The sequence below is a fragment of the Paeniglutamicibacter terrestris genome, from assembly GCF_012271785.1.
GTDB classification, from domain to species: domain Bacteria; phylum Actinomycetota; class Actinomycetes; order Actinomycetales; family Micrococcaceae; genus Paeniglutamicibacter; species Paeniglutamicibacter terrestris.
In genome coordinates this window covers 30282-42432 of the sequence record NZ_JAAWVT010000007.1, presented here as the reverse complement: position 1 = coordinate 42432, position 12151 = coordinate 30282, and the positions used below count along the sequence as shown (strand labels likewise).

Genomic DNA, 12151 nt, shown 5'->3' with positions numbered 1-12151 from the left:
GGGAATGCTGGACCCCGACAAGTACCAGGAGCTTACTCAATGCCCGCATCGAGACTAATGCAGGTCGCTGCTCTCAACCTGTAGTGCACGGCGCCCCGATGGCTTGGGAAGCTCCGCCGTCGGCTTGCTTCCGCCGGTTCCGGTGGCCTTGACCGCGGCCACGGCGATCGCCGTGGTGACGGGGATGGCCAGCACCAAACCGATGGAGCCGACCAGAATGCGGATGACCTCCTCGGCCATCTGTCCGGTGGTGAGGGTATCAATCAGCGGCCTGTTGTACAGGCTAACCAAGACCAAAATCGGTAGGGCGGCCCCCGCATAGGCGAAGGCGATGGTGTAAACGGTCGAGGCGATATGGTCACGGCCAATGCGCATGCCCGAGGCAAAAAGCTCCCTGGCCGTGGAATGCGGAGCGATCTCCGCCAATTCCCACACGGCCGATGACTGGGTGATGGTCACATCGTTAAGCACACCCATTCCGGCAATGAGCAGACCACAGAGTAATAGCCCCGAGAGGCTGAGATTCGGCACCACGGTACTGAGCGTCATGGCCGATTCGTCGGTGGCCCCGGTGAGGGCCGCGGCATCCGTTGCCCACACCGCAATCGCGGCGGTGACACCCAATCCGAAGAGCGTCCCCAACAGCGCGGTGGAGGTTCTGGCCGAAAAACCGTGCGCAAAATACAAGGCGGCAAACATCACGACGGTCGAGGTAGTGAGGCCCACCAACATGGGGGATTTGCCCTCCAACAGGGCCGGAACCATGAAGGTGACAATGAAGGTCAAGCCACCGATCAGTCCCGCCAGAGCGCGTAATCCGCGCCAGCGTGCGACCAAGCACACCACCACCGCGTAGAGGATTCCCAGCAGTGCTAACGGCGTGGACCGCACAAAGTCAACAAAGACGTAGGGGGCTCCGGTATTGGAAGCGGTCTGGGACAGATCGAGGTATTTGATCCGGTCACCCTGCTCCAGGGGACGGGACTGCGTGGTCTCCGGCGGCACCTCCATGGGGAACGATGCGCCGCCGGCATCCGGGGAAATGTAGGAGATATCGCAGAGCAGCTCGGTGCCTCCGACGTCTTCTAATCCCGCGCTGGAGAGACATGGTTCATTCACGGTGCGGGTCACCGTCCCGATGGACAGTTCAACCCCCTCGGCCGTGCCATAGGGGTTATCAAGAATCCCGGCCGCGACATTGCCCTGGGGCCACAGCATCAGGGTGGCCACGAACGCCAATATGCCGATGGGGGCCAGCAGGATCCAAAGGATCAGGTTGGCACGGCGGCGCCGCACCGGGTCAACAAGTACATCTCCATGGTGGTGTCCACCCATAAACGGTTCAGCTCCAGAATAGTTGAAGGGTTATTTCCCAGAGGTTCCCGGGGAAATACTGCGATACAAGGATGGTGGCCCGGACCTATTTGAGGTAGGAGAAGACGCCCATCATGCCCCGTTCAGCGTGGTAAGCATTGTGGCAGTGGGTAAGCCATTGGCCCGGGTTATCGGCGTCAAACTGGACAGTGACCGTTTCCTGCGGGCGGACGATGACAGTGTCCTTGCGCGCACCGGTGGCTCCGATTTGGAAAGTGTGGCCATGGATATGCATCGGATGCCACATCTCCGTGTCGTTGACGAACTTCACCTCCACCCGTTCCCCGGCCTTGAGATCAAAGGCATTCTCGAAAGGTTTGGTCATATCGAAGCGGTGGCCGTTGATACCCCAGTCGTAGTTCTCCATCCCACCAGTCAACCTCAGCTCGTGGACCCGATCCGGATTCTTTGCTGGCAAGCTCACAGATGGATCGGCAGTGAGCTGGCCTCCATGGACCACCTTGCCTGTCAAAGTCGTCGGGAGGTCTACTCTCGCCGGGGCATCCCCGGTCCCGGTCGAGAGAAGTCCGTAGGCCATTTGGGCTTTCCCCTCAGCCAACGCCAACACGGGGGTGTAGCCATCACCGACGGTCAAAAGCGCGTCGATACGCTCGCCCATGCCCAGGACAATGGCGTCGACGTTGGTGTGTTCGACGGGGAAGCCATCGGTGTGGGTCACGGTGAGTTGCTGTTTCGGGACCCCGAACCGGTAGGCGGTGTCACCGGCTGCGTTGATGACGCGCAATCGAATCCGCTCACCCTGCTTGGCCGTGAAGGTCTCCGGCTTCTCGGCGCTGGTGCCGTTGAAGAGATGCAACGGATATGCGGCATCGCCCGCGTCACCGCCCAGAAACTCACTGGTGGCACCCATGAGCATGTGCCCCATGGCCATAGGACCATCGCCGCCGCCGTGGTCCATGCCACCCATGTCTCCCATGCCGCCAGAGAGTTCCTCCAGGACGTCATCCGGAGTCCCGGTGACACCATCCATCCAGTCATCCAAGACGATCACCCACTCCTTGTCGTACGTCAACGGTTCCTGGGGGTCATCGATGATCAGGGCCCCATAGAGGGCACGTTCTCGTTGCATCTCCACGTGCGAGTGATACCAGTAAGTGCCCGGGTGCGGCAACTTGAAATCATAAGGAAAATTCGTTCCGGCACCGATTTCCTTTTGGGTGAGGCCCGGTACTCCGTCGGCATCATTACGCATTGCGAGTCCATGCCAATGGATGCTGGTGGACTCGGTGAGTTCGTTGGCGACGGTGACGTTCATTTGGTCGCCTACAGTGCCGCGCAGAGTCGGGGCGACGAGGGAATCGTTGTATCCCCACGTGGTGATGGACCTCCCTGCCCGTGTGGTGGACAAAGGCCCCGCTGTGAGGGTCTGACTGACGGTCTTGCCAGTACTTGCTCGCCGAGCTTCGTAAGTGGCGATGATCGGGTCGGTGGGCAGAATACGAGCGGCCCCTGCCTTGGTAGGGGGTGAGGGTGTGCAGGCGGCCAAGGCTGCCACTGCGGTCGTTGCGATGGAGAGCCCGAGGAAAGAACGACGCTTTAGTTGTTGGGTCATGGATGAATCCTTTGAAAAGATGACTGCATAGGCAGATAAGAAAATGGTGGAGTACCCGGGTCCATGCGCAGCTGCGAGGCGCCAGCACATGGACCTGCCGGTGGTGGATCCAAGGAATCTCGGATCCACCACCGGCAGGGTCAACTCTGTTGTGCTGTTAAAGGTCCGCGAGTAGGTCCTGCATGTCTTTTATTTCGGATTCTTGGGAGGAGACGATGGTCTGAGCCAGAGCCACGGCGTCGGCGTTCTTGCCATCTGTGACCTCGGTCTGGGCCATCTTCACGGCACCTTCGTGATGGGCGATCATTTGGGTCAGGAACAGTTTGCTGGCCTCTGTGCCCTGAGCCGCGGTGAGTTTGTCCAAGTCGGCGTCGGACATCATGCCGTCCATGCCGTGGTTTCCGGTCATTGTGGCCGGCTCGGACCATCCGGTGAGCCAATCGGTCATCTTTTGAATTTCAGGACCCTGCGCGGCTTTGATGTCCTGGGCCAATGTCTCGATCTTGGGGTCCATACCGCTTTTGGCCAGCATAATGTCGCTCATCTCCACTGCTTGCTCGTGGTGGGGAATCATCATCTGGGCGAACATGGTGTCGGCGGAATTGTGCTCCACGACGGTGGTGGCCGCTGGGGAGCTGGAGGTTGCCGAGGTGCTGTGGTCCATGCCCGGCATGTTTTCGTCGGCTCCGGTGGAGCATCCGGCCAAGACGATGACGGCGGCCAGTGCGGTGGTTGAAAAGACTAAGAATTTCTTCACAAGGATCATTCCTTCGATAAAAGGGTTTCGAGAGGTAAACGGCGCCCCCTGGGGGCGTATGACTGAGGCACTGTGACCGATGGGGGCAGGGGAATTCGTCGGTTTACGTTCGAATGATCGAGAGCTGGGTCAACGAGGGAGGATCAGGAATCCGGCCCTTTGACTTGGGGCCAGGGATGCTGGTGAATGCGGTTCTCGGGTGGGCCCAGGTGAGCATCCCCGGGAGGGGAACGACAAGTAAATCCGGGCCAAAAGAGGGAATACAGGTGTCGTGGCCGCCCATGGAGGCCTGACCGTCTGGGGATGACCCGCCGCAGGAAAATGGGTCACCTTGGTGGGCGGGTGCAGCCATGGTTGCGGTTGCCGCCGGAGAAGCCGAGGGGAGGGCGCTCGAGAACCCATGGTGGTTCGGCGTCGCGGTATGCGTGGTTGCTGTTGCTGTGCTGGACACTGACGACGGTTCCAGTGCGTGGACTCCGCCAATCACATGCATGCCAAGAAGGCCCCCGATGATGGCCAGCACAACGGCCAGCCAACCGATCTTTGACAGAACAGACCTCGTGGGGGGCAGTGCATGGGGGTTGCTCACGGCGAGGTCCTTCCTTTGGATAGTCATCATGATCGGGTTGTTGCGGATTCTACGCATACTGGCTGGGTTGCGCCTCGGCGCCAGGGTCAGCGGACGTCGGCCGGGTTGAGCTTGAGCCGGCGCAACAATTGAGCGTTCAGGGCGACCACAATGGTCGACAGAGACATCAGGACCGCGCCGGCGGCAGGGGAGAGCACGATCCCGGCAAACGCGAACACCCCGGCAGCCAGAGGCACGGAAATGATGTTGTAGCCGGTGGCCCACACCAGGTTCTGCCACATTTTCCGGTAGCTGGCATGAGAGAGATCCACCATGGACAGCACGGCCCTCGGGTCGTTACCGGCCAACACTACCCCCGCCGATTCCATCGCCACGTCAGTGCCGGCACCGATGGCAATGCCTACCTCGGCACGGGCGAGGGCCGGGGCGTCGTTGACGCCGTCACCGACCATGGCCACCTTCAGCCCGCGACCCTGCAGTTCAGCGACCTTCTGGTCCTTGTCCTGCGGCAGGACCTCGGCGAACACTTCATCGATGTGAAGTTCGGCGGCGACGGACTGGGCCACCTGGCGTGCGTCCCCGGTGATCATGGCGACCTTGATGCCCCGGTTCTGCAACGCCTGGACAGCCTGACGGGACTCGTCCCTGACCTTATCTTCCAGGGCGACAGCGCCGATTACGGCTCCGTCGCGAATCACGTGCAGCACCGAGGCTCCCCGTTCCTTCCAACCTCTGGTTGCCGTGGCGATGTCATCGGGCTCGGTCTGATTCAGTTCCGCCAACAGGGCGGGCCCGCCCACGGCGAGGCTCGAGCCGTTGATGGTTGCCTGGACCCCGATGCCGGTCATGGAGCGGAAATCCGTGGCCGTCGGCAAAGGTACACCCGTGAGCTGGGCAGCATTGACGATGGCGCGGGCCACGGGGTGTTCGCTGTCAGATTCGACGGCAGCGGCGAGGACCAACAGGCCATTGGTAGACAGGCCCTGGATCGCTTCTACATCGGTGAGGGCAGGTTCTCCCTTGGTCAGGGTGCCAGTCTTGTCGAACAAGACCACGTCAATGGTGCGCATCCGTTCCAGGGCCATCCTGTTTTTGATCAGGACCCCTGCCCGGGCGGCCCGCTCCGTGGAGATGGCAATCACCAGAGGGATGGCCAGCCCCAAGGCATGCGGGCACGCAATGACGAGCACCGTCACGGTGCGGGTCACCGCATCCGGGATGCTGCCCAGCAGCGACCAGACGATGAAGGTGATGACGCCGGATCCGGCGGCAAAGTAAAACAGGAACGCAGCGGCCCGGTCGGCCAGCGCCTGAGCCCGGGAAGTGGATGATTGGGCTTCGGCCACCAGTCGCTGAATCCCTGCCAGTGCGGTGTCGTCTCCAACAGCGGTGACCCTCAGACGCAGGGAGCTGTCCGTGGCCACTGTCCCGGCCACCACGGGATCTCCCACGGTGCGGGGGACAGTTTTTGACTCACCGGTGATCATCGACTCATCCACCTCGGCGGAGCCCTCGGTGATCAGCCCATCTGCCGGCATCCGCGCCCCCGAGCGCACCAAGACGATGTCCCCGGAAACCAGCTCGGCGATACCGATGGTTTCGGTGCCGCCATTGATGACTCGCTCGGCCTCATCGGGGAGCAGCGCCGCCAGCGCGTCTAGGGCGCCGCGGGCCGAGCCCAGCGCCCGCATTTCGATCCAGTGCCCCAACAGCATGATGGCTACCAGCAGAGCCAGTTCCCACCAGAAATCCAGATCGAAACTACCAAGGCTCAGGCTCGTCACCCAGGAGGCGATGAACGCTACGGTGATGGCCATGGAAATCAGCAGCATCATGCCCGGCTGCCGGGCCTTGATTTCTTGCCAGCCGCCCCTTAGGAACGGTTGCCCGCCATAGAAGAAGATGACAGTGCCCAATATGGGTGCAATCCATCTTGATCCCGGGAATTCTGGCGCAACGTACCCCAGAAGATGTCCGACCATGGGACTGAAGTACACCACGGGAATGGACAGGGTCAGGGTCAGCCAGAAGCGGTTTTTGAACATGGCGGTACTGTGCCCGGCATGCTGGCCCTGGGTGTGGACCGCGTGGTCGTCATGGTCCATGCCCCCGTGCCCCATGGTCGAATGATCCATACTCGGCATCGTCTCCTGGTGAAGATGCCCCTTGCTGTGCTCTTCCATGATTCTCCTTGCTCAGTGCGGACCCCGCAGATGACTGGACGGTTCGCCAACAACACCCCAAACATACCCCCGGGGGGTATGTTTTTCAAGTGGCAATTTCTTGATGGCGGCGTCGGGCTCGACACTCGCTCGATGCAGTTGCCGCCGGTGAACGACTATTGCAAGGAGTGGTGATAGGTGTGGATGGGCGTCCCGTCCTTTGAATATCGTTCTTCCCCGCGTTTCCAGCCAATCTTCGCGTAGAACGTTCCCGCCCCCTCGGCTCCAGCCGTGGTCACGAGCTCGGCCAGAGACGCCTGATCCGCCGCCGCGCGTTCCAAGAAGCCCTCCACTAGGAATCGTCCGATTCCCTCGCCCCGTACTGTGGGCAGTACCACGAGTGAGGTGATCACGGCCGTTGCCGGTCTGGGGACGGACCCTTCATCCGGTCCGTTGTTGTGCCCCATGATGCGGCGCACGTAGGGTCGGGCACGGGTACGCAGAAAATGAAATAGCACCCGCGGACGAAGGCAGAGTGCCACCAGCCCCGCGCGCAGTAGGCTCCACTTATGTTGGTGCAGGACGTCGGCGACGTGGTGGATTTGGTTGGTCGAACCGATCAGGAAACCCACTTGCTGCCGCGGGGCATCGATCGTTACCGCGACGAGGGCGACCCCATACTGTTCGGTCAGAAAGGTCTGCATCCAACGCAGCACGAAGCGTTTGCCTAAATGGGGGAAAAGCCCCTCGGGTAGATACCGGATCATGTCCGAAGCCATCGATTGCAGGTCTTCTTCCGTGGCCTGCCTGATGAGAACGGGAGATCGGGTGCTGGGAAGTTTTGGTTCAATCTGGCTCATCGGCTTTCCTCAGTGAGCGTGGTGCCGTCGTAGGTGAACTTGACTAGGCCGCGTTCCATGGCCATCCAAATGGAAAGTCCCCCCTCGTCTGTCCGGGTGGCGCCCATGGTCGCCGGTTGATCCACCTCGGCTCCGGTTGCTTTCCAGGAAAGCCCTGCGTCGAGACTCAGGTGCACGCTGCCTTCAGGCGTGACACCCACGATGGTCATCGGATCCGCGAACGCGGCCGTGAGGAGCCGTGGCCCGCCGTTGGGGGCAGACCAGGTTTTTCCGCTGTCCAGGGAGCGCCACACTCCCTCCTCGGTGGTGGCCAGGACCACGGTACTCTCGGGGTTTCCCACCAACGCATAGGGAGTTGGTGACATGGGACCGATATCCGACCATTTCCGGCCATCAACGGTTGAGCGGAGATTCCCGTCGTACCCAATGATCAGGTCGCGGGTCACTGTCAACGCATGAAAGTCGGAGGCGCCCTGCAACGAGAGTGGTGTCCATGATTCTCCGCCGTCGGCGGATTTCGTCAGTCCCAGAGGATTTGGCAGATCGGTGCCCGGCCCGGGATGCCCGGAAGCGTAGAAGGTCCCGTCCGATGCGGCGGTGAACCCCATGAGGTCGATCGTTGGGCCGATCTTTTGGGGAACGGTATCGGTGGCGTCAAAGAGACCATTGTGGGTGGCGAGCAGGACGCGTTGGGTTGAAGCCTCGATGCTAATGGCATGGATGTGGCCATAGGGGTTAGCCGGGGGCGGTGCGTCGGCGCCCGAACTCGTGGGTTCACCGCACGCGGCAAGTCCCAGAGTGGCGAGCGCGGCGATGGCCGTCGCAGACCACCTTCGGGTACGTCGAGGTATGGGCAGGGTGGAAGACATGGTTCTCCAAGGAAAAAAGAGCAAAGGTGAGCCTGCCGGAGCGAGTTTTTTGGGTGCCCCACATGCACTTAATAAGTGGATGGTGGTAGCGGACCGCTAACCGAACGCGTCGATCGGGTCGGCAAATGTTACTCGTTGGGCAGAAGTGGTTTTCCCAAGGCGCTCATCGCCGATTCGTGGTGTCGTTCAAGATCCGGAGTCACCACAGCAACTACGGACGTGGTGTCGGTGAAGACAAGACAGGTGGCCCTGCGCGCGGGTATCTCGGGGGAGCCAAGGACGGCGCTAACATGGGGGCTACTTTGCCGAAAAGGGGCACGATAACGGAGATGGTTGGCCCGGGGTGAGGCACTGCTCTTACGTACGACTGATTGAAAGCTGAACCAGTGAAGGTGTTGTGCGGGCGCGACTTTGCCGAATCCACTTCACCGGTGGGGCAGTTAGCCCACGTCCGGGGACCGGCCGGAAGGCCCGGGAAATCAGGTGGAAAAAGATTCCACCGAGAGACAGTGCAATGACACACAGACCGAGAGCAGTAGATTCCATGCTGTTCAGGGAATCGACCGCAAGAGATGCGGGGGACTCGTCTATCGGGGTGTGCTGCCCCAGTGCCGACTGCTGGGCCAGGCCCGGTGAGGAATCAGGAATCGACTGGTCGGTAACCGAACTGTGGGAACCATGGGTTCCGTGCGGAACTTGGTGATCCACGCCGAGGATGTGCATCGCGAGCAGACCAAGGACCAGCGCCACCATCAAAAATGCTGGGCGAAACACCGAGGACAAGATTGCTCGGCGTTTGTTCACGGCGGGCTTCCTTTCCAAGTGGTTTCGGACCTAATTCGTACGGTGTTCCGGCAAGCAGGCCGGGATATAGGTCAGCTTGTTGCAAATCTGGTGTCTTGAACCACCCTGCGGCCCTCGGGACTCAGATGAGAACCGAGTCCGTTGCCGGTTCCATGGCACCAGTGGTGAATACCAAAACAAAGGGCGGTCGAAACCATGGCCATGGCCCGGTTGACCCGGAGGGCTCTGCTTGATTTTACGGCAGTGTGTACACGAAAGAACAATCAAGCAGTGCCCTCACATCAGGCCGCCAACTTCGGCAGTGTGAGCACCCTTGGCCCTAGCCAAAGCTTCCCACAGGTCAAGAAGCGGCCACTAAAGAGAACGTAGATTAAAAGGAGGAACCGGGGTCTCCGGTTGATCCCTGCGGATCGACCGGAGACCCCGGAAAGCTTATGTTTTAGCCCTTGAGGGTGTAGTACCCGTAGAGAGGGTTGCGCGTAACATCGTGGAGAAGAGTGTCCGTTGTCGGATTCTGCGCACCGATCATCTTGCCACCACCGAGGTAGATGCCGACGTGGCCACCACCGTTCTGGAAGACCAAGTCTCCGGGCTTCGGGGAGCTGGTGCGCACGAACTGGCCGGAGGCACGGATGGCCGAGGTGCCTCGGGCGATGTCGATGCCGTGCTTCGCGTAAACGTACTTGACGAAGCCCGAGCAGTCCCAGCCCGCCGGAGTGTTGCCGCCCCAAACGTAGGGAACGCCCCCGTATTTGGCCGCGGTAGCAGCAATGCCCGAGAGATTCGAGGTATTCATCGAGTCGCTCTTGGGCTTCGGAGCCGTGGCTTCCGGTGCGCTGTCTCGGTTCGAGCGGGTGACCGGCGCGTAAGCATCTGAATCGTTGCTGGAGCGTGTCACCGGGGCGGTGTCGTTGGAGGGCGTTTTCGTTGCGGTGCCGTTGGAGCGTGTCACCGGGGCAGTTTCGTGGGAGTGCGTTTTCGTTGCGGTGCTGCTTGGCGCAACTTTCTTGGCCACGGCAATCACTACGGGAGCCGGTGCCGGCTTGGAGGTGAACGCTGCGCGCTCGATCGTCAGGTCTTTGCTCTGCTGTGCAGGGACCGAAACGGCCTTGACTGCGACGCGCTCTGCAGAGAGGCCCTCAACGGGAACGGCAGTTGCTTCTCGGGAAACATTTCCCTGAGCTGCCGGAACACCGAGGGTCAGTACGAGACCTGACGCGGCTGCAATAACTGCTGCCTGGCGGCCAACCGATCCAGCGTTCGAGGCGACTGCCTTCGAGATGGACTCTAGCGGGTTGGTTCGAACTGCGGTCGCGCGGTGACGGCCCAATGTTTGACGTGTAGTCACGAAGTAATACCTCTCCTGATGCCTACGAGGTGAGCTGTCGGGTTCGAGTGGGAGTCACTCGGCAATCCGGCCCGTGGACCGAATCACTTAACCCCAAGGCTTCCTGGTGCGGAAACCGAAAGTGGGTCCCCCGCCACTGCCAAACGAGTTGTAAACGGACACCGTGGGCTGGCAGTGCTCGGCACTTCCGCGGCGGCGAGCAGGGTTGTTCCCGGGTCGCTCGCTTAGAATATAGGAAGCGAATCCAAAAGTCACGTTTTGGTCACGAATTGGTGACAATCGTCGTTATAACCAGCCCTCAGGGTTCACCCATTTGCCGTTGACAATGACTTCGAGGTGGACGTGGCAGCCGGTCGAGTTGCCCGTGGTGCCGGCAAATGCGACAACTTCGCCACGCTCAACCTTTTGCCCCACCGTCACTTTCAGGGCCGAGTTGTGGTTGTAGCTGGTCTCCAGCCCGTTGCCGTGGTCGATCTGCACGCGGTTGCCGGAGTGGCCAGCGAATTCGGACTGCACAACCGTGCCGGCGGCACTGGCCTTGACCGGGGTCCCGCACGCTGCGCCGTAGTCCAGACCGTTGTGGTTCATGAAACCCGGTCCGGTCGGATTCTTTCGATACCCGAAGCGCGATGTCAGTCGCACGATGTCCAACGGCTGGGCCAGGACCCCGCTCGAGGCTATCTGGGTGACATCGCCTCCGGCGGCTGTCATGACCGTTGCCAGCTTGTCTTCCTTAGTGAATTTACTGGTCAGCGAGGCACGTTCGATCTTAACCTCGTCATCGGCCGGGGCCTTAACATCTGCGACAGCAGTCTGAGCGACGCGTGGAGTCTCCGAGGTATCTTCCTCGGTATCTTGTCCGGGGTAGGCAGCGGCGAACGCTAGGCCGGAAACGGCAGCGACTGCGGCAAACTTGTGCACCAAACCAACTCTGGGACGCTGCGTACGGGGTGCGAATTTCAGGGCATTGTCCAGCTCATCGTCCTTTGCCAGAGTGGCAATGGGGGCGACGGGAGGGGCTACAAATTCAGAGATTTCGGTGACGGCAAGGGTTGTTGTTTCCGGGGAAGCTGCATAGCGCAGGCCCGCGTCGAAGCGGCGTCCACCGTAGTGGGCATATTCAACGGTATCGACGTTTTCCGGGTCCACGCTCAGGGCGCGTCGACCGGGACGTCGGGAAGCGGCTTTACCGCTCAGTGCGGTGTCCGTGATCTGCTCTGGTGAACCTTCAGCAGGAGAAACATCAACGGGGCCGGACGCGCGACGGCGCCCGGCAGGGTGCTGCTGATTCAAATGTCAACCTCTCATGTGTCGCCTGCGAAGTTAGCTGTCGGATTCGAGTCATGAGATCAACTCGGCCGCGCCCACCAAAGTGGACTCGACTTCACCCCGAGATCCATGGTCCAAGACCAGGATCGGTTGAATGGGTCCTCCGCCCCTACCGGGAATTCTGACTCCGCGATCCGCCGGTAGGGTTGTGCGAATCGGATCGGGACGGATTTGCGTAAGTGAAACCCAATGGGTAATCTATCGGAATTTATGCCAAAGTTATAGTTCCGTTATCATCCATGCGGCGGACAAACACGTGGTCTCGGCCCTTCGGGTTCGGGCTAAAGTGAGGTCATGGGTTTCATTCTCGAATACGCCCGGAGCACTCGCCTACGACGGGTTCCGTTCTGCCCCCATCCTCCGTGCACTTGTGTCAGAACACGTCCAATCCCGCGTTGGTCCTACGTGTATGGCATCAACGAATCGCCGAAGTGATGGGTGAAGAGCAGGGAAATGCCGACATCGCGGTTGTGAGGGTCATCCGTT

10 protein-coding genes and 2 riboswitches are annotated in these 12151 nt (G+C 60.8%); all 10 genes read right to left on the bottom strand.

Annotated elements, in window-relative coordinates; all coding sequences use genetic code 11:
* Positions 1–54: 54 nt before the first annotated feature.
* Positions 55–1335: a YibE/F family protein gene (locus HED64_RS13925; protein ID WP_168152640.1), complete on the bottom strand. Its 1281-nt coding sequence runs from the start codon at positions 1333–1335 to the stop codon at positions 55–57.
* Between the two features lie 85 nt (positions 1336–1420).
* A complete protein-coding gene (locus HED64_RS13920; protein WP_168152639.1) occupies positions 1421–2947 on the bottom strand; it encodes a multicopper oxidase family protein in 1527 nt (508 codons plus the stop codon).
* Positions 2948–3104: 157 nt separating this feature from the next.
* Complete coding sequence (locus HED64_RS13915) at positions 3105–3713, bottom strand: DUF305 domain-containing protein (RefSeq protein WP_168152638.1); 609 nt, start codon at positions 3711–3713, stop codon at positions 3105–3107.
* 94 nt (positions 3714–3807) lie between these two features.
* Positions 3808–4293, bottom strand: a complete 486-nt coding sequence (locus HED64_RS13910; protein ID WP_132365158.1) for a DUF6153 family protein — start codon at positions 4291–4293, stop codon at positions 3808–3810.
* A gap of 86 nt (positions 4294–4379) precedes the next feature.
* The gene (locus HED64_RS13905) at positions 4380–6476 is read right to left on the bottom strand and encodes a copper-translocating P-type ATPase (protein ID WP_132365157.1); all 2097 of its coding nucleotides are present in this window, start codon (positions 6474–6476) and stop codon (positions 4380–4382) included.
* Positions 6477–6631: 155 nt separating this feature from the next.
* Complete coding sequence (locus HED64_RS13900; protein ID WP_132365156.1) at positions 6632–7315, bottom strand: GNAT family N-acetyltransferase; 684 nt, start codon at positions 7313–7315, stop codon at positions 6632–6634.
* Positions 7312–8184, bottom strand: coding sequence for a F510_1955 family glycosylhydrolase (locus HED64_RS13895; RefSeq protein ID WP_132365155.1), 873 nt, complete (start codon positions 8182–8184; stop codon positions 7312–7314). Before HED64_RS13895 ends, HED64_RS13900 begins: the two co-directional genes overlap by 4 nt.
* 357 nt (positions 8185–8541) lie before the next feature.
* Positions 8542–8988: a DUF6153 family protein gene (locus HED64_RS13890; protein ID WP_168152637.1), complete on the bottom strand. Its 447-nt coding sequence runs from the start codon at positions 8986–8988 to the stop codon at positions 8542–8544.
* Between the two features lie 439 nt (positions 8989–9427).
* On the bottom strand, positions 9428–10336 hold the full coding sequence (locus HED64_RS13885) for an NlpC/P60 family protein (protein ID WP_168152636.1): 909 nt from the start codon (positions 10334–10336) through the stop codon (positions 9428–9430).
* A 5-nt stretch (positions 10337–10341) separates the two neighbouring features.
* A riboswitch (cyclic di-AMP (ydaO/yuaA leader) is annotated at positions 10342–10506 on the bottom strand.
* Between the two features lie 115 nt (positions 10507–10621).
* Complete coding sequence (locus HED64_RS13880) at positions 10622–11629, bottom strand: M23 family metallopeptidase (RefSeq protein WP_245326007.1); 1008 nt, start codon at positions 11627–11629, stop codon at positions 10622–10624.
* A gap of 3 nt (positions 11630–11632) precedes the next feature.
* Positions 11633–11807: riboswitch (cyclic di-AMP (ydaO/yuaA leader) on the bottom strand.
* Positions 11808–12151: the final 344 nt, after the last annotated feature.